This is a genomic window from Massilia sp. H6, from assembly GCF_024802625.1.
Taxonomy (GTDB): domain Bacteria; phylum Pseudomonadota; class Gammaproteobacteria; order Burkholderiales; family Burkholderiaceae_D; genus Telluria.
Genome location: NZ_CP103371.1, coordinates 11,973 through 29,985, shown reverse-complemented (window position 1 = coordinate 29,985; position 18,013 = coordinate 11,973). Strand labels below are relative to the sequence as shown.

Below are 18,013 nucleotides of genomic sequence, written 5' to 3'. Positions count from 1 at the left end.
GTTGGATGCGGCCGTCAGCCATCGCCGCTGCGTTCCGGTTGCGGCCCGCACGCAGGCCGCTTGCAAGCAGCGGGTGCCATGGAGGGAAAGCATGGGTACTGTCGTTCACGCTGTTCTCCGGGCCGGGTCAAGTGGTAAGTATGTCCACTTTACCGTTTTTGCATGGGATACGGCAACGCGTTAGACCAGCATTCCGATCCCGCGGCAGCATAGGTCACACGCCAGCATGCACGAATGCCGGGGTTACCAGAAATACACGTCCACGCCAGGCACCGGATCCGGCAAGCAGCATCACGCGATGTGCGTCCAGGCAGGACACGCTATTTCACAATTGAAGCAGATGCCGATGTGTAATGTCGCTGCCTGGAATATATCGTCTTGCCACGCAAGTTGGTCATGTCTGCTTGCATACAATTTAGGCAGCCAAGGTTTGGGCCATGTTCTGATAGATGCTTTTTGACAATGCTTCAGAACTGAAGGTTTTCGATAGTTTCAGCAATATTTGCTTACATATTTCGGTATTTTTGAATTTTTAGTCCCGAATCTCAGGATTTGGTTGATACACAGTTAATAAAGTTGTTTTAATTGTGTGGAGCCGTTACAACGTCCGAAGATTTTTTTTCGTACGACAAACACAGAATTTTTCCAGACGGTAAAATTTCTTCTCATCAGCTTTCCACGTTTTCTGTCCAGGTCAGCTCGTGCATTTCAAGGCCCCTCACCGGCAGGCCTTTCTCCCAACATTTAACAATTCATTTCGCTCAATGCACACTTCTGTTTCCGCTCCGCGGAGGATCTCTTTCGCGCTAAGCAATCAGTTCGCACTGCCGGTCCTGTTCGCGCTATTCGGCCTCATCATGGGCACCTGGGCCGGCCGCATTCCGGCACTGGCCGAGCGGATCCAGCTGTCGCACGCGGCGCTGTCGATGGTCTTGTTGTGCGGCGGAGTGGGCGCCGTGCTGTCGTTTCCGGTGTCGTCCTTCCTGATGGGTCGCTACGGCGCCCGCAAGTTGGCTCTCGGCTCGGGCATGACCCTGCTGGCGGTGCTGGTGGCGATCGGCCTGGCGCCGAACGTGTCGCGCCTGATGATGGCGGTCCTGATGCTGGGACTGGCCGCCAGCACCTTCGATGTCGCCATCAACTCGGCCGCCACCCGGCGTGAAAAGCAGACCGGCAAGGCTGGGCTGTCGACGCTGCATGGTATCTGCTGCGCCGGCGGCTTGGCCGGCGCCACCCTCGGCAGCCTGATGGCCAGCTTGAAGATCGCTCCTGGCACCCACTTCCTGATGCTGGCCGGCCCGCTGGTCGTGGTGCTGTGGTGCGCCTTCGCCATGATGGACGAGGGCGACAGCGCCGAAGCCGTGGAAAAGAAATCGTTCGCGCTGCCGCGCGGTCCGTTGGCACTGTTGGGGCTGCTCGGTTTCATGGGCTCGATGGCCGAAGGCAGCATTGCCGATTGGGGTGGCGTGTTCCTGAAAGCGCACTTCGGCGCCCCTGCCGGTATGGCGCCGCTGGCCCTGTCGGCTTTCTCGCTGATGATGCTGCTTTCGCGCCTGGTGGGCGACAGGCTCAAGGGCCGCTTCGGCGCCCAGCGACTGGTCTCGCTCGGCGCGCTGGTGGCCGCCGCCGGCCTGTTCTTCGCGGTGGCGGCGCCGAGTGCCCCGGTCGCCCTGGGCGGTTTCGCGGTCGCTGGCGTCGGCCTGGCGCTGCTGTTCCCCTTCGTATTCAGCGCAGCCGGCGCCCAGGGCCCGATGGCGCTGGCGGCGGTGGCCAGCATGGCCTATAGCGGCAGCCTGATTGGCCCGCCGATCATTGGCGCGGTCGCCCACTTCGTCGGCATGCAGGCCGCGATCGGCTATCTCGGCGGTCTGTCGATCGTCATCGCCCTGGTGGCTAGCCGTACCCGGCTGCTCAAGTAAGTCAAGGACTGACGGCGGCCCGGAGGCGGAGCCTGGATTGGCGGTATCATCAGGGATCGACTCGCCCGGATAAGCAACCATGCTCCAGACTCCCGCCTCCTTTACGCCGCTGTTCGCGGCACGCCCCGACCCTGCGCCCTGCAGTTTCCTGTTCCACGATGGCCGCTTGCTGGTGCGCGAAAGCGACCTGTCGCTGCCCGATGGCTTGGTGCTCGATGCCTTGGGCGTCGACCGCGCCCGCCTGCAGCCGCTCGGCATGTACGGCGAACGTTATTGCCAGGCAGGCTGGTTCGACAGCGAACCGCTGCCACCGCCCGGCTTTGCCTGGCGCAGCCTGCGCTCACTGTTCGCCGACATGCACTCAGAGCTGGTGGGCCTGGCGGCGCGCGCCGCGCAGGTGGCGGAATGGGCCCGTACCCACCGCTTCTGCGGCGCCTGCGGCAAGGATACCGCGCTCACGGCGGGCGAGCGCTGCTTCAAGTGCAGCGCCTGCGGCCACATGGCCTATCCGCGCATCTCGCCGGCGATGATGGTCTTGATCCGCAAGGGAGACAGCGTGCTGCTGGCGATGCACCTGGCCTCGCCCACCAAGCGCTATGTGCCGCTGGCGGGTTTTCTGGAGGCCGGCGAATCGGTCGAGGAAGCGATCCACCGCGAAGTGTACGAAGAGGTCGGGCTGCGGGTGCACAACCTGCAGTATTTCGCCAGCCAGTCGTGGCCTTTCCCGCATTCGCTGATGCTGGCCTTTACGGCCGACTACCTCGATGGCGAGATCCGGGTCGACGCCACCGAGATCGCGGACGCGCGCTGGTTCGGGCCGCACGACGAATGGCCCGAACGGATACCGCACGTATCGATCTCCAGCGTGCTGGTCGACGCGCACCGCCCGCCAGGCCGGTAAGGGACCGCATCATGGCTGCAACGCCGGGTTGTCGCCGGCGTTGCGGCTAGCTTGCGGCCTGGCGCCGGTACTGCGCAGCTGTACGGCGCGCTGCAACAGATCGAACCAGAACGGCGCGCCGAACAGGGTAGTGCCGGCGCTGATCAGCCAGCCGGCCACCTGCAGCGCAAAGGCGGCATCGAGCACGGGCGGGAAGCTGGTCCAACCGATCGGCATTGCCCACAGCTGGCGTAGCGCTTCGGCGTCGAGCGCTGTCGGAGCCAGCTTGATCTGGGCGCTCAGGGTTGGAGTCTGCCACAGCGTCTGGAACAGGTGGATGCTGTCGATATTGAGCATGATCGCCAGCAGCAGGGCCAGCAGAAAAGAAATCAGGAGCTGGCGCCGCTTGTAGACCCCGGACAGTCGTTCCATCGCGCTGTTGAACCAGCCGGCGATGCCTTCCTGGAAGCGCGCCAGGTCGCCGCCCGACTGGCGGTACAGCGCCAGCAAGACCCGCCGCACCTGCTCGTCGGGCAAGGCCTCGATGGCCGCCTGCAGCGGGATAGCCGGGCTGGTGCGCAGGGAATCGAGCAGCGCGATCGCGAAATGCGCTGGTTCGATATACGATGGCCGCACCGACAATGGGCGCCGCGCAGTCGAACTGCCGTGCGGATTGACCAGCGGATGGTCGTACAGGCTTTGCGCCAGCGCCTCGCAGCGCGGGTCGGCCAGCATGCGCTTGATGGCCGCGAGCAGCATGTTGGCGCGCAGTCTGAAGGCCGCCGCCAATGCTTCTTGCAAGGTACTGACAACCAGTGCCAGCGTGCCGTAGCAAAACGTCAGGCCGATGGCCACTTCAAGGACCGTGCTGCCGAACATGGTGATCTCCCGAGGCTGGAACCACTGTCCACGCTACGCCGGACCTGACGCCGAGACATTAAGCTTGCTCAAGAAACCGGCAGCACCCCGACCCTCAAGCGCATTTTCTATATACTTGCGGCAAATCGATTTTTCTGGGATTCACCATGTCTGACAATGAAACTTTCACCGAGCACGACTGGCGTCGCCTGCTCACCAGCCTGGGCGAGAATCCAGACCGTCCCGGCCTGATCGAGACGCCAAGCCGCGTGGCAAAGGCGTGGAAACACTGGACTTCGGGCTACGACCAGGATCCGGTCGAAGTGCTCAAGGCGTTCGAGGACGGCGCCGAGCAGTACAACGAGCTGATCGTGGTGCGCAACATTCCGGTGTATAGCCATTGCGAGCACCATCTGGCCCCGTTCTTTGGCAAGGCCACCGTTGGCTACCTGCCCAGCGGGAAGATCGTCGGCCTGTCGAAACTGACTCGTCTGGTAGACATTTTCTCGAAGCGACTGCAAGTACAGGAACGCCTGACGATCCAGATCGCCAATGCGCTGATGGAAGTGCTCGAGCCAAAAGCGGTCGGCGTGGTCATCAAATGCCGCCACCTGTGCATGGAAAGCCGCGGCATCCGCGCCATCGGCGAAGAGACCATCACCTCGGCCATGCTGGGCGAACTGCAGCCGAATCTCGGGCTGCGCACCGAGTTTCTCGCGCTGGCGCGCGATTAAGGGCGCGGTTCACGCTGCGGCTCATTGCCGCCCTCGCCTGGGAACCTGTTCCGGATCCGCGCCTCCAAGCTAGTTTGGGGGATTGCCATGGAACGTCCCGCCTATCCCAGCGATATTTCTCGCGAAGGCTTCGAGGCCTTGCGTGGCGTGCTGGAAGCGGCACGCCGCAAGACCCGGCCGCGCAAGCACGACCTGTACGACGTGTTCTGCGCGGTGCTGTATTTTCTCAATACGGGTACGACCTGGCGCAACATGCCGCCAGGATTTCCGCCGTGGCGAACCGTGCACGAATATTTCACCCAATGGACCATGATGCGGGCCGGCGACCGTAGCCTGCTCGAGAGCGTGCTCGAGAAATCGGGGCGCGAGGTGGAACTGGCCCAGCTGCGCAAGATCCAGGGTCGCCGCTAGCCTGACGTTCTACATGGCGCAATTGTCGATTCATCGCCACATTGTTGCCATGATCGAAATGTGCGCGGGCATGGATGGGTTAAGCTAGCGATAAAGTTATCAATATAATATCGTTTGGCGATTTCCATGCTCGAGTACCTGAACCTCACCCTGTTTTCTGTCCTGAACGCGGATGCCGATTTGACCGGCTGGCAATTGATCGGTGCCGTCTTTGCGGCGCAATGGCTGATCTACCTGATGCCGCTGTCGCTGGTACTGCTCTGGACCGGCGGCGGCAGGGCCGGCCGCGAAGCCGCGCTGCACGCCCTGGTTGCGGCCGTTTGCGCGCTCACGCTCAATGGCTTGATCGGACAATTCTGGTACAGCCCGCGTCCCTTCGTCGCCGAGATCGGCCATACCTTCCTGTTCCATGCAGCCGACAGCTCGTTTCCGAGCGACCATGCCACCAGTATGCTTTCGGTAGCGCTGGTGCTGGCCTTCAGTCAGGCTCCACTGGCGCGCCGCATCGGCTTGCTGCTGCTGCCGCTGTCGCTGGTGGTGGCCTGGTCGCGTGTTTATCTCGGCGTGCATTGGCCAAAAGACATGGCTGGCGCACTGGTAATGTCAGCGGCAATGGCCTGGCTGGTGAGCACGCCAGCGCTGCGCGCCGCTTGCGCACAGCAGCTGCCTTTGCTTGAAAACATCTACCGCCGCGTACTGGCACTGCCAATCGGCCGCGGGTGGCTACGGCCTTGAGTATTCATCGCGACCAACAGCGAGCCTTACGGGGCGGCGTCTACCGCCTCGAATATCAGTTTCTTGTCGTCATTTAAGTGGAATACCCCCAGCGCTTTGCCGGTCACGGCTTGCGCTGCCGGCGCTGCGAGCTCGGTGCAATCTCCGGTATCGACCTGCCAGGTGTCGTCGCCCGAGCGCAGGATGTACAGGTTCGGGCCGCTGGCGAACAGTTCGATTTCCAGGCCCGTCAAGGTGCGTGGCCCGAGTTGGATCATGCGCTGGCAGTCCGGCAGCCGCGCGGCAGTCAGCTTGACCTGGCCTTCCTTGCTCCAGAAATAATCTTGCACGACACGTAAAGTCAGCGCGTGGTCGTTGTTGTCGATCCGGTAGCTGGCGGAATCGTTCACGCAGCCGGTCAGGAGCAGTGGTGCAAGCAGCGGCAGGAGCAGGGAATAGGGATGGCGCATGGGCGGGTCCGGTAGCGGTGATGCAGAAGTGCATCGCGTGACGGAGTATAGAAGCGCCATGGAGCGTGCGCAACCGCGCCCGGACTCGACCTGCTCACCGGCTAGAAGTCGACGCCCAGGGTGAGCGAGCCGATCGTATGGCGCGGCACCCGCAGCGCCTCTCCCGCAGGCACCCGGAACTCGGCGGTACGGCGGGTTGCCCGCAGCTGCGCGAACCATGGGCCGTGGTCGCGGCCACGCGTGCTCGGAAAATCCATTCTCAGGCCAGCCGTCAGGTCGCCAACCCAGCGCCGTGGCCGCACTCCCGGATCGTCGCGCCATGGCCGGCCCTGCAAGAACAGGTTGTACGCCATGCCGCGCACTTCGGCGCCCACCGTCACCGTGCACTGGACCCATTGCCAGCGACACGCCGTGTCGAGCGGCGCGGCCCGGTTCACGATGCCGGGTGGGGCCGGCGACACTGGTGGCAGGTTCTTGCCCAACGTGACAGTGACGCCGCCGGCGGCATAGCTCATGAGATTGCCCACCGCCAGGCGCCAATGACCCGCGCTGTGCAGGCGGATATTGCCAACCACGGCGCCGGACAGGCTCGGCCAGGCCGAGCGCCGTTCGGCCGAGACCAGCACGGCCAGGGTATTGCCGACCTGGTGATCCCACCCGCGCGGTTCCGGGCGATCGAAAATGCGGTGAAACAGTTTCTGGGCGGGTTCGGCCAAGGACAGCTTGCCCGTCACACCGGCCTGGGCACTCAAGGTCGTGATCGCTTGGCCATCCGCTTCCATGAACAACCACGCCCGCTCGACATACAGCAGGCCGGCATAAGGCCGGTCGAAGGGCTGCCGGGCGGCGATCGTGATGTCGGCGGGGGTGTACATCAGCTGCCCCACGCTGTGCTGGCTCAACAGCAAGCGGGCATCGGCGCAGCCGAACCAGCGGCAGGCGGCGTCGGTCCAGCGCCGGGTGGATTCGCCCCGGGTATCATCGGTGGTGCGCGAACTGAACTGGATGCCGTTGGTGTAATAGCGGTCGGTCTTGAACCAGCTATCGTTGTCCCAGGTGACGTAGCGGGCCTCGGAGGCGCTGCAGGCGCTCGCATGCAGGCAGGCGAGGAGGGTGATGACGCTGGCCGCGGTGCGCATGGTCGTCCTTTCTTTATTGAAATATCCTCCAGTCTTGACCTCTCCCTGACGACCTTATTGATCTGCAACAGCAAATGGCTGGGTTCAATTCGGACAATCCGGTTTCTCAATGTGCGCGATCTTCGACACCCCGACCCTGGGCGCGGTGATCCCGGCGCGCCCAGCCTGCCATTGATTAGCCGCGCAGGATGTCCAGCAGCTCGGACGGCATGCCGAATTCGCGCTCCGGCGCCATTTTTCGCAAGGTCTCGATCGGCGCATATCCCCAGCTGACCGCCCCGAACGCTACCCCGGCCTGGCGCGCCGCTGCGGCATCGAGCGCCTGGTCGCCCACATACAGCGCGTGGCCTGGCGCCAGGCAGGCTCGCCGCACCACCTTGCGGATGCGCCCGGCCTTGCCGAACATCGCCATCCCGCATTCGTATTGCGTGAACAAACCGCTCAAGACCGGCCCCAGCACCAGCCGTACGTTCTGCTCCGAGTTCGACGACACGATCGCTAGCCGCACGCCGGCGCGGTCGAGCGCGTGCAACACCTCGCCTACGCCATCGAACAGCGGGATGCGCGCCGCGTTCTCGCGCATCAGGGCAATGAAGCTGCGCGATGCCAGCGGCAGCTTCCAGGCCGGCATGCCGAGGTGGCGCATGATGGCGCGCAGGTCGTGGTGGCGCAGCGCTTGTGCTTCGCCCGCCTGGATGCGCCCAAAGCCGTGCTGGTCGGCGATCTGGTTGAACACGCTCACAAAAAAGGGAAACGAATCGGCCAGCGTGCCGTCGAAGTCGAAGATGGCGAGACGGTAGGGCATCGGCGCTGCCGTTTCGCTCAAGCGATAAATCCGCAGATCGAGCTCGATGCGTCCGGCTGCGACACGGGGCCCTGTAGGGTGTCCTGATTCACGGATGCTCCTTTGGCGTATGGAAGGGATAGCCACCATGATGAAGCATTTTACGGAAATCGCCCGGCACTACACTTTTGCGGCGTCTCAACAACCAGGCCACTATCCTCGACCCGGTGTTACGCAAGACGCGCCATCAGCAGTCCGTGGCCGGGGCGCCGTCGACCATGCAGGTCATGGCGACGCGGCGGCGTTCGACGTAATCCGGCTGCGTGACGATTGCAGGATCGTCGGACCCGCATACAGAAGCATTGCAGGCGAGGGCATCGATTGTGTAGATCGTCTTGCCGATGGCGACCCCGGGGCTGGACTCGCCTTCATTGAAGCCCCGTGCCGTACAGTCGACGCGCACCATGAAGCCGCTGTCGGCGTTGAACGCGCTCAAGGTCTGGCCGGAGAAGCAGGCGCCGCCCGCCCGCAACTGGTGAAAGCCCCATTCGATGCCCGCGCGCGCCGCCAGGTTGGCACGCGCACCGAGTATCGCCTGGTTAGTGGTGGCCTGCTGGGTGCCAGATAGCCGCAGCAGCGCCACGCACACGCCGGCCACCACGATCAACAGGACGACCGCCGCGATATACGCAAATCCGGACTGGCGCCCGCGCTGGTTCACGGCGCCGCTCATGGTACGTTGCTCACGTGGGCGCCGAGCGTCAGCGGCACCGATTCATTGCCGGCGCTCAGGGTCAGCTGCAGCTGGATAAAGCCGCTCTGCTGCGTAGCTCCCTGGTTGGGACTGAAGACGAACTGGCAGTCCGTGACCCCGGTCGCCAGTACTGGAGAATTGGACGGCACGCTACAGTCCTGGGTCGCTGCGATCGGCCGGGTGATGCGAAACAGCTTGTCGCCGTTGCAGACATAGCTGGTTGCCTGTGCGGCAGGCACGACCACGAAGCGCCCGCCGTCATAGCCGAACGGAATGCTGATGGGCGCCCTCAGGTTGATCCGGTGTGGACCCATCCAGGCATTGGCCGAGCCGGCGTCGCGGGTTTCCACGGTATCGATCAAGACCGCGTTGCGCCGGTTGTAGACGTCGTCCGGGTTCTGGTTGCCGATGACGACCAGGTCGCCTCCGGCCGGTACCACGTTAAAGGATGTCACCACGTCGAAGCGGGTGGTGGCGGCGTCATGCTCGAGAAAGGCTTCATTGCCGGCCTGGGCGACATCGGGCCCGGTACGGTAACGGCCACCGGCGCTGGTCGGCACCAGCTCCAGGCATTGCGCGCCCTGCAGCCTGAGCGAATTCGGTACTGCTGCGCGCACATCGGTCACGATGCGGCGCAGCGCTGTGTCGGCCTGGTCGGTCAGGCCGGCGCGCCGGCCGACCTTCATGTAGCCCTGGATCGTCGGACCGAGTTGCATCGCCACGATGCCGCCGATGACGCCGGTCAGCACGATCACGATCACCAGCTCGACCAGCGAAAAACCGCGCTGGTTTGCCGCCGCATGCTGCCGCCTCATGGCCGGGTTCTCCAGCCAGTCAGCGCCAGTTGCTGGGCGCCGTTGGCGACGGTGACCGTCACGCGCAGGGCGTCGCCCTGTGCGACGCCGGGCAGCACGACGCCATTCACATTCACGCGCACGCCGATGCTGTAGTTTTCGAGGCCGGCAATGGCGGCGCCGTCGATATCCTTGATGCCGCTTGTTGCGTAGCCGTCGCGGGCGTCGTCGGCCGGATCGAAATCGCGCACGTCGTTGAACTGGCTGCGGGCCGTGGCAGGCGGCGCGCCGTCAGGATCGCTGAAAGGCTTGAGCAGCACCTCTTCCATCATGCTCTCGCCGATCGCCAGCATTTGCTGGGTGACCACCGGATTGGCGCTGGCGCGGTTGGCCTGCATGAACGCGCCCACCAGTCCAGCCAGTGCCGCGCTGACGATGACGATGGCCACGATCAGTTCGATCAGCGTGACCCCGGCCATGCGCTTACGGTACAACTTGTACATGGCCGGTGCTTCCTTCGAAGGTAATGGTGCGGCTGGTGTCGCTCTGGATCACGACCGTGCCGCTGACTGGCGTGCGGCCGTCCGCGTCCGACGTGATCATGCCGTTCGGCTGGAAGTACAGGGTGGACGGACTTGCCGCCGCCGTCACGCCGCTGGCGCTGGTGGAGTAGGTCTCGGCATTGAGCGGCTCCGTGCAGTTGCGCCTGGTGGACGAGGGGGACATGGTCAAGGTGACGGCGCTGGCGCCCACGCTTGCGCACACCAGCCTGCGCCGCGCAACGGCCGACTTCTGCGCGGTGCGCAAGGCGCTCACGACCTGGTCGCCGAAGGCGGCTGCGGCCATCGTGTTGTTGCCCATCATGCGAGGCACGCCGATGGCGGCGATCACGCCGATCAGCACCATCACCATCACCAGCTCCACCATCGTGAAGCCGCTCGCACGCCCAAGGGTGGCAACCTTCAATTGAACACCTCGCGCACGTGGATCAGGCGGCGCTGTTCCGGTGGCAAGATGCCGAAGCTCGCGCGTCCTGCCGGGTCGCGGCGCCCTGCTGGCGAACAGGTCGACACCATGGGCCGCAGCCACGGCACGCCGGCCCCGGTCGACGCCGGACGGGCAGCGCCCAGGCAGGCATTGTCGGTACCGGTGCTGCCGAGGTTCGACGCGATGTCGTACCAGCCTGGGCCACCCCCGCTCAGTTGCAGCGTGAAGGCCGCCGCGCCCTTGGCCAGCTTGAAAGGATCTGGCGCGAAGGTTTTTTGTAGCGTCATGCCGGTGGCGTTTGGCGTAAAGACGAAGGCGCCGGGCGGAATGACCGTGTAGTCGTCCTCGTCGTTGATCAGCCAGCTGCGGCCGGTCCAGTATTCGGCTGTCACCGGAATTGCCAGGGGCGAGCGCAGGTTGCCGACGCGGTTGCCCAGGCGCAGGCGCCCGCTGCGGATGAAAGGCTGCACCTGCGCTTCGGCCGAAGCCGGAGCGGACGACACGACTTCGAGTGCGCCGGTCTTGCCGTTGCTGGCGCGCAGGCGGATCTGCAGCGGACTATTGGGATAGGCAGTGAAGGTATAAGCCGGTTTGACCGTGGCAAGGCCATTGATGAAGGTTTCCGCCGCAACCGTGGCGGGGGCGAGCGCGCCCGGCGCCGGCAGCGCGAACGCGGTGCCGTCCTGCTTGACGGCCGCCAGCGTGACCGTTTCGCTCAGACCCAGTGCGTGCGCATAGTTCCTGGTCGGTGCGCCGCCCGCGCCCATGGCAGAGACCTTGAGTTCGATCGGCTCGCCCGAGTAATACGAGGGCCGTGCGTCTGCCCGCGACAGCTCGAAGTAGGCCGGAACAAAGGGCCCCACGTTGCCCGGGCAGCTCGTGAGCGTGCCCCGGGTAGTTCCCGCGACATTTACGCCGCCACCGAGGAAACTGGTCAAGCTGGCTTCGAGTTCGATCTTGCCGACTTCGGACCATGAGGTCGTGACGCTCGCTTCGCCATCCCGGAACGTGATGGCGCGCGTGCTCAGGGTGCCTGGCTCACCTGCCTGGGCGCGGCAGGCGACGTCCAGTGCGACCGTGTGGCCGCTGGCGCCGGCGCCGTTCAAACCGTCGGTGTCAAAATTCTTCGTGACCGCACCATTGGCATTCCTGGCACGGATAGTGACCGAAAAATCGGCACCAGCACGCAGCGGTCCGGCCGGCTTGACGAGCTCGAATTCCTTGGGGGCGGTGATGAACGAGGTATTGCCGTTGGCGGTAATGCCCTTGCCGGTGTTGATCGATCCACTCAGGTCCAGTTCGCCGGCATCGGCATAGAGCAGTGGCAACGACGCTTCGCCATTGCCGTTGAAGGTCGTGCTGCGGGTCTGGATCGTGCCTGCCGCGGCATTGCATGTCAGTGGGTTGCCGTTGAGCGTGAGCGCGACGGTGCCTGTCTTTGGCTTGCTGTAGTCGCAGCGGTATTGCACATCATAGGTGGCGCCTCCAAAGGCGGTGACGCAGGCCGACTGGTCCGCGCTCTGCTTGACCGCCTTGATCGCGAGCGTCTTGCTCTCTCCCGCAATATGGCTCCCGACGGGGCCCAGCAGCAGCTTGGCCCCGCCGATGAACTCCATGGCGCAACTATTGGTTCGCTTGACATCGTTGTAGCAGACGTCGGCCCATTGCGGCTGGGGCGTGGCGGTGGGGATCTCGAGCGTCGCCGTACCGGAGACGGTGCGAATGGCGTCGACCACAGTGGTCGAGGCATTGACCGGGATGCTGAACGCGGTGCCGAAGGGCCCGAGCGTACCGCTCACGCCTGCGGTGTAATGTGGCGCGGTGCAGGTGGCATTGGCGCAGGCCAGCACCGTAATTTTCTCCGGCACGCAGGTATCGCCCACGCCATCGTGCGTGATCAGGAAATGGTGCGGACCTTTCGGCTGGAGGCTTTCGCAGGACGGGCCGTTGTTCTTGTTGACCTGGTAGCCGCTGTTGTTGGTCACGCAGTCGCATTTATTGCGCCCGGTGCCGTTCTTGCAGTAGATGGTGCCGGTCACCCGGCCACCTTGTTCCAGCGTGGCCCAATTGACGCTGGCGTCGCCGGTGATGGTGGCGTTCGAGGCTTGCAGCATCAGGTTGCCGGTATCGACGTTGCCGGCGATCGAACTGCCCGACCCCATCGTCAACGAGCTGCTCGCAAGCACGTTACCGGTAATGCTCACGCCGGCGCCGGTGGTAATCACGGTGCCGCTGAGCGCCGTACTTCCGCCGGGCGCAGTAATCTTTGAATACGCACTCAGGTTGACCGCGCCCCTGGAGACGATTGTTCCGGTGATGCTCACCCGGTCGGGACCGAACTCGACTGCTCCGGCAATGATATTGGCTGTCAGGGATTGCGCGATATCGCCCACGGTCATGGTGCCGCCGACATCGATCGTGCCCCCGGACACCCTCAGGTTGGCAGGATTGATTGCGGAAAGATCAAGGTAGCCGGTCACGATCAGCTTGGCGGTTCCGGACATCTGCAGGAACTGGCCGTACTTGACGATGACGTTGTTGGTTACCCGAACCGTCACCCCGCTGTTGATGATGATGCCATCGTCGGCATTGAGATACGCCGGGTTCGGGCAGGTATAGACCGTGCCAGATCGGGAGCATCCGTAGACGTCGGTACTGCCATTGAAGGTATAGACCGTCGCCTGGGCCAGGCTGCTGCCGAGCAGCCCGGCCAGCGCGATCACGAGCGCGGGCAGCCAGGGCGCGAAGACGCGGCGGCGCGGCAGGTGGGCAGGGGCGAACAGGATCGCGAAGAGGGACGGTATGGACAAGGCTTAGCCTGCATCAAAGCATCAACGAGCATCAATGCCCGAAAGTGTGCATCAGTTGCCGCAAAGCGACAATGAATTTCGCTAAAGCAATGCTTTTCTTTGCGCCGGGGCCACACTGCAGCGCCGTGCAGGCCCTGGCCAGCCTCTGTCTTATGCGGCGATTGCCGTCTCGCCCTGCACCGCCGAGCCCTGGTGACGGTTGACCGCCGACAGTACCGCGCGGAACGAGGCGGTGACGATATTGCTGTCGATGCCAACCCCGAACAGGGTCTGGCCGTTGCCCACCCGCAGTTCGACATAGCAGGCAGCGCGCGCATCGGCGCCGCGGCCGATCGCGTGCTCGTGGTAATCCATCAGGCGAATGTCCAGGCCCAGCGCCTTCACGAAGGCGTCGATCGGACCATTGCCTTCGCCATGACACGCCTGCGGAAGGTCGCTGCGCATGACGTTCAGATCGATCTGCACGCCGTGCTGGCTGTCTTCGGTCATGCGGTGCGAGACATACCGATAGGGCGACTCTTGCTCCAGGTATTCTTGAGAGAACAATGCGTGGATGCTCGACGCGGCGATTTCGCGGCCGGTTTCGTCGGCCATGCGCTGCACCGCGCGCGAAAACTCGATCTGCAGGCGGCGCGGCAGCTCCAGCCCGTATTCCTGCGCCAGCAGATAGGCCATGCCGCCCTTACCCGACTGGCTGTTGACGCGGATCACGGCATCGTAGCTGCGGCCCAAGTCGGCCGGATCGATCGGCAGGTAAGGCACTTCCCAGATCCCATCCTTGTCTTGCTGGGCAAAGCCTTTCTTGATGGCGTCCTGGTGCGAGCCCGAAAACGCGGTAAACACCAGGTCGCCCGCATACGGATGGCGCGGATGCACCGGCAACTGGTTGCATTCTTCCACCAGCTGGCGCACGGCGTCGATGTCCGAGAAATCCAGGCCCGGATCGACACCCTGGGTGTACAGGTTCATGGCCAGCGTCACCAGGTCGACGTTGCCGGTGCGCTCGCCGTTACCGAACAGGCAACCTTCAACCCGGTTGGCGCCCGCCATGATGGCCAGTTCGGCCGCCGCCACGGCGGTACCGCGGTCGTTGTGCGGGTGCACGCTGATCACCAGCGAGTCGCGCCGCTCCAGGTTACGGCACATCCATTCGATCTGGTCGGCGTAGACATTTGGCGTGCTGGCCTCTACCGTGGAGGGCAGGTTGACGATCATCGGCTGCTGCGGCGTGGGCTGCCACTCATTGCTGACCGCGTCCACGATCTGCTTCGAGAAGTCCAGTTCGGTGGTCGAGAACGATTCCGGTGAATATTCCAGGCCCCACTGGGTCTGTGGATGCTGCGCCACCAGTTCCTTGATCAGGCGGGTACCGTTGACGGCGATCTGCACGATGTCGTCGCGCTCCATGTTGAACACCACGCGGCGAAATACCGGCGCCACCGAGTTGTAGACGTGCACGATGGCGCGCCGCGCCCCCACGGCGGAATCCACCGTGCGGCGAATCAGCTCGTCGCGCGCCTGGGTCAGCACGATGATGGTGACGTCGTCAGGGATGTGGCGCTCTTCCACCAGCATGCGCACGAAGTCGAAGTCGGCCTGCGAGGCGGACGGGAAACCCACTTCGATCTCTTTGATGCCGACCTTCACCAGCATCTGGAAGAAGCGCAGCTTTTTTTCCGGGCTCATCGGCTCAATCAGCGCCTGATTGCCGTCGCGTAAGTCGGTGCTCATCCAGACCGGGGGCTGGGTGATCGAGCGGGACGGCCACTGGCGGTCGGCAAGTGGAACGGCGGGGAAGGGACGGTATTTGGCGGCTGGATTCTTCAACATGATCGTTTGCTCCTGATGCGGTAAGGCTCTAGGCCCACGGCGGGCGGGCTACCGGGGCGGGAATGCGGCAAAGAGGGCTGCCGGACGGGCCGCGAAACGCCAGGCCCGGCAACCGGTCGGTAGCTTTAGCAGCAGGCGACAATTCGCACGGGCGCCGGTAGCCAGGGTGAAGCTGGTAGCGCAAAGCGATGGTGCTGAAGGTGGGAGCCTGGACATCTGGTCAAACTTTCCTGGACTACTATGCTTGTTCGGCCGGCAGGGAATGGGAGCCGGGGACCTACGGCGTGATTTACGCGCGTAGTAGCAGGGCAGCGGGCGTTAGCGCGCCGCTGGCAGGTAGGGAAATCGACAGATGCGGGTGAAAAGACATGCATTGACTGTAAAAGACTAGGGAAGGGCATGTCAAGCATATTTTGTGCGCTGCGGTAAACCACCGCGCCGAGGTGGCGAGCACGCCCGGCGGACCCAGGAATCTCCGGACGCCACGACCTCGCTCAACACCTCTTTCTGCACCGCACGATGTTTACTGGTATACTGTGCTTTCCCTGTCGCTGAAGCTTTAGTGCTTCGCGGCACCATCCCGGTGACGTACCAGCAACAATGCCGTATTGGCAATGCTGCAATACGCCACCGCCCGAGCCTCCGCATCTTTCCAGGTTGCGCGCTTCCGTTTTCAGCCCTGGCTCCGGTCAGGCCAGCACCAATCGCCGCCTTCGTGACATGTCTGGCGGTGCGACCGAATTTAACGAACCCGCGCGCCGCCCGGGCCGTAACGCACGCTTTAGGAGAACCAGCATGGCAAAAGAAGAACTGATTGAAATGAACGGCCTCGTGTCCGAAATCCTGCCGGAAATGCGTTTCCGCGTAGACCTCGACAACGGCCACAAGCTGATCGCTTACACCTCGGGTCGCATGAAGAAGAACCACATCCGCATCCTGGCGGGTGATCGTGTCACGCTCGAGCTGTCCCCATACGACCTGAACAAGGGTCGCATCGTGTTCCGCCACATCGAAACCCGTGGCCCATCGACCGGCGGCCAGCGTCCGGCACCGCGCCGCCGCTGATCCCAGCAGGCGCCGGTCTCGTCCTTTCCAGGACAGACCGGCGGATCGCCTGGCCCCAGTGCCAACGGTGTGATTGCGTGGCGTGAACAGCTTTACAATGTGTTCACAAAACGACAAGCACCGATGATCCATGGCCCATATCCATCCTGCCGGCTGGCGCGAAATGTCCGTCACCGGTTCTGCCGTACGTGAGATCGAAACGCTCACCCTCCTCGACAAGCGGCTGTCGGATGCACCCTACGAGATCTACCACGGCGTCCATTGGACAAATGTCGAGCATGGCTTTTCGGCCTATGGCGACATCGATTTCATTATCGTCGCACCCAATGGCAGGGTTCTGCTCATCGAGCAGATCGCCGGTTTCCTGAACGAATCCAAGGACGGGCTCGTCAAGAACTACCAGGGTAAGCCGCGCAAGATCCGGCACCAGATCCTGCATACCATCGAAGGCTTCTCCAAGCGCTACCAGGGCGAGCTGTCGATCGACTACCTGCTGTACTGCCCCGACTACATCGTGCGCGACCCGCAGCAAGCCGGCATCGACCCGACCCACATCATCGATGCCACCAACAAGGGCAAGCTGGGCGCAACCATCCGCGACATCCTGCCCATCACAGAACGCACCGAAGCATTCGACAAGGTCACGCGCTACCTCGGCGACACCCTGAGCCTGCGCCCCGACCCGAGCTCGATGATCGGCTGCGCCACGCGCATGGTCACGCGCCTGTCCGGCGGCCTGGCCACCTGGGCGCGCCGGCTCGAATTCTCGCCGTTCCGCCTGCGCGTGATGGGCACTGCCGGCAGCGGCAAGACCCAGCTGGCGCTGGCCGAATACACCGCAGCGCTCGACGCCGGCCTGCGCCCGCTCTATGTCTGCTTTAACCGGCCGCTGGCCGACCATATTCAGCGCCTGGTGCCGCCTGGCGGACGCGTCGCCAACTTCCACGAACTGTGCGACGCCTGGCTGCGTGCCCAGGGCCAGACGCCCGACTACGCTTCGTCCAAGGTCTGGGCCGACATCGAAGCCGCGCTGGTAACGGCCGCGCTGCCCGAGACCTGGCAGTACGACGTCGTGATCATCGACGAAGGCCAGGATTTTTCGACCATGTGGCGCGACATCGTGCTGCGCATGCTCAAGGATAGTGGCCGCGCCATCTGGCTGGAAGACCCCGACCAGAACCTGTACGGCCGCGCCATGGTGCCGCTGCCCGGCTGGGTGGTGCTGCACTCGAACACCAACTACCGCAGCCCGCGCCAGATCGTGCAGATGCTCACCTCGATCGGCGCGGTAAGCCAGCCGGTGGAGGCCGGCAGCCCGTTCAAGGGCGCCGACATCGAAGAGCTGACCTACCCTGAAGGCGATCTTGATGCGATGCTGGCCCAGACCCGGCGCGCCGTCACCTCTTGCCTGGCGGCCGGTTTCGGGCGCCAGGACATTGCCATCTGCTCGTTTCGCGGGCGCGAAAAATCCAGCATCCTCAAGCTCGACAAACTCAACGACGCCCACACGCTGCGTTCGTTCACCGGCGAGTACGACCTGTTCGGTAACCCGGTGTTCCGCGAGGGTGGGCTGCTGGCCGAATCGGTCTATCGTTTCAAGGGACAGTCGGCACCGGCGCTGATCTTCACCGAGATCGATTTCGAGGAGATGGACGAACTCACCTTGCGCAAGCTGTTCGTGGGCATGACCCGCGCGCGCCTGAAACTGGTGCTGGTCATGAGCGAGCGCGCCTCGGTGCAGATACTCGACCGGATGAGCAATAACGGCGCCTTCAACGTGTGATGCCGACATAAATGCATCTGCTGCCTGCGTTTTATGCGGGCGGGATGGAAATCAGGGTTGCCCCTTGCCTGACGCGTGCTA

16 protein-coding genes and 1 pseudogene are annotated in these 18,013 nt (G+C 63.7%); 7 read left to right on the top strand and 10 right to left on the bottom strand.

The genetic code is table 11. The annotated features are described in order from the left end of the window. The first annotated feature begins 764 nt into the window (after positions 1-764). Positions 765-1,919: an MFS transporter gene (locus tag NRS07_RS00130; RefSeq protein WP_259209846.1), complete on the top strand. Its 1,155-nt coding sequence runs from the start codon at positions 765-767 to the stop codon at positions 1,917-1,919. Between the two features lie 79 nt (positions 1,920-1,998). Beyond that, positions 1,999-2,820: an NAD(+) diphosphatase gene (gene nudC / locus NRS07_RS00125; RefSeq protein WP_259209844.1), complete on the top strand. Its 822-nt coding sequence runs from the start codon at positions 1,999-2,001 to the stop codon at positions 2,818-2,820. Positions 2,821-2,829: 9 nt separating this feature from the next. Here nudC and NRS07_RS00120 read toward each other — a convergent pair whose 3' ends face one another. Further along, on the bottom strand, positions 2,830-3,678 hold the full coding sequence (locus NRS07_RS00120; protein WP_259209843.1) for a hypothetical protein: 849 nt from the start codon (positions 3,676-3,678) through the stop codon (positions 2,830-2,832). A 146-nt stretch (positions 3,679-3,824) separates the two neighbouring features. On the opposite strand from NRS07_RS00120, the gene folE reads away from it, so the two are divergent. The 3 genes and pseudogenes from folE to NRS07_RS00105 all read left to right on the top strand — a co-directional run bounded on the left by folE (position 3,825) and on the right by NRS07_RS00105 (position 5,537). Beyond that, positions 3,825-4,391, top strand: coding sequence for a GTP cyclohydrolase I FolE (gene folE / locus NRS07_RS00115; RefSeq protein WP_259209841.1), 567 nt, complete (start codon positions 3,825-3,827; stop codon positions 4,389-4,391). 87 nt (positions 4,392-4,478) lie between these two features. Then, a pseudogene (locus NRS07_RS00110) lies at positions 4,479-4,801 on the top strand (transposase); the annotation flags it as partial. Positions 4,802-4,928: 127 nt separating this feature from the next. Then, a complete protein-coding gene (locus NRS07_RS00105; RefSeq protein ID WP_259209839.1) occupies positions 4,929-5,537 on the top strand; it encodes a phosphatase PAP2 family protein in 609 nt (202 codons plus the stop codon). Between the two features lie 26 nt (positions 5,538-5,563). Here the strand turns inward: NRS07_RS00105 and NRS07_RS00100 are convergent, their stop codons facing one another. The 9 genes from NRS07_RS00100 to leuA form a co-directional block, all read right to left on the bottom strand. Continuing rightward, positions 5,564-5,986 (bottom strand): hypothetical protein, encoded by a 423-nt coding sequence (locus tag NRS07_RS00100; RefSeq protein ID WP_259209838.1) that lies wholly within the window; start codon positions 5,984-5,986, stop codon positions 5,564-5,566. A gap of 101 nt (positions 5,987-6,087) precedes the next feature. Continuing rightward, positions 6,088-7,125 carry a lipid A deacylase LpxR family protein gene (locus tag NRS07_RS00095; protein WP_259209836.1) on the bottom strand — a complete coding sequence of 346 codons (1,038 nt, stop codon included), beginning with the start codon at positions 7,123-7,125 and terminating at the stop codon, positions 6,088-6,090. 175 nt (positions 7,126-7,300) lie between these two features. After that, positions 7,301-7,951, bottom strand: coding sequence for an HAD hydrolase-like protein (locus tag NRS07_RS00090; RefSeq protein ID WP_259209833.1), 651 nt, complete (start codon positions 7,949-7,951; stop codon positions 7,301-7,303). Positions 7,952-8,156: 205 nt separating this feature from the next. Next, positions 8,157-8,642, bottom strand: a complete 486-nt coding sequence (locus NRS07_RS00085; protein WP_259209831.1) for an MSHA biogenesis protein MshP — start codon at positions 8,640-8,642, stop codon at positions 8,157-8,159. After that, positions 8,639-9,478: a type II secretion system protein gene (locus NRS07_RS00080; protein WP_259209829.1), complete on the bottom strand. Its 840-nt coding sequence runs from the start codon at positions 9,476-9,478 to the stop codon at positions 8,639-8,641. Before NRS07_RS00080 ends, NRS07_RS00085 begins: the two co-directional genes overlap by 4 nt. After that, positions 9,475-9,960, bottom strand: a complete 486-nt coding sequence (locus NRS07_RS00075) for a prepilin-type N-terminal cleavage/methylation domain-containing protein (protein ID WP_259209825.1) — start codon at positions 9,958-9,960, stop codon at positions 9,475-9,477. The genes NRS07_RS00080 and NRS07_RS00075 overlap by 4 nt, the downstream gene beginning before the upstream one ends. Beyond that, positions 9,941-10,423: a type II secretion system protein gene (locus NRS07_RS00070; RefSeq protein ID WP_259209822.1), complete on the bottom strand. Its 483-nt coding sequence runs from the start codon at positions 10,421-10,423 to the stop codon at positions 9,941-9,943. Before NRS07_RS00070 ends, NRS07_RS00075 begins: the two co-directional genes overlap by 20 nt. Further along, positions 10,420-13,254 (bottom strand): DUF6701 domain-containing protein, encoded by a 2,835-nt coding sequence (locus NRS07_RS00065; RefSeq protein ID WP_259209820.1) that lies wholly within the window; start codon positions 13,252-13,254, stop codon positions 10,420-10,422. Before NRS07_RS00065 ends, NRS07_RS00070 begins: the two co-directional genes overlap by 4 nt. Positions 13,255-13,404: 150 nt before the next feature. Next, complete coding sequence (gene leuA, locus NRS07_RS00060; RefSeq protein WP_259213399.1) at positions 13,405-15,087, bottom strand: 2-isopropylmalate synthase; 1,683 nt, start codon at positions 15,085-15,087, stop codon at positions 13,405-13,407. Between the two features lie 792 nt (positions 15,088-15,879). Here leuA and infA point away from each other — a divergent pair. Further along, the gene (gene infA, locus NRS07_RS00055) at positions 15,880-16,149 is read left to right on the top strand and encodes a translation initiation factor IF-1 (RefSeq protein ID WP_259209818.1); all 270 of its coding nucleotides are present in this window, start codon (positions 15,880-15,882) and stop codon (positions 16,147-16,149) included. 130 nt (positions 16,150-16,279) lie between these two features. Next, positions 16,280-17,932 carry an ATP-dependent helicase gene (locus tag NRS07_RS00050; protein ID WP_259209817.1) on the top strand — a complete coding sequence of 551 codons (1,653 nt, stop codon included), beginning with the start codon at positions 16,280-16,282 and terminating at the stop codon, positions 17,930-17,932. Positions 17,933-18,013 lie beyond the last annotated feature (81 nt).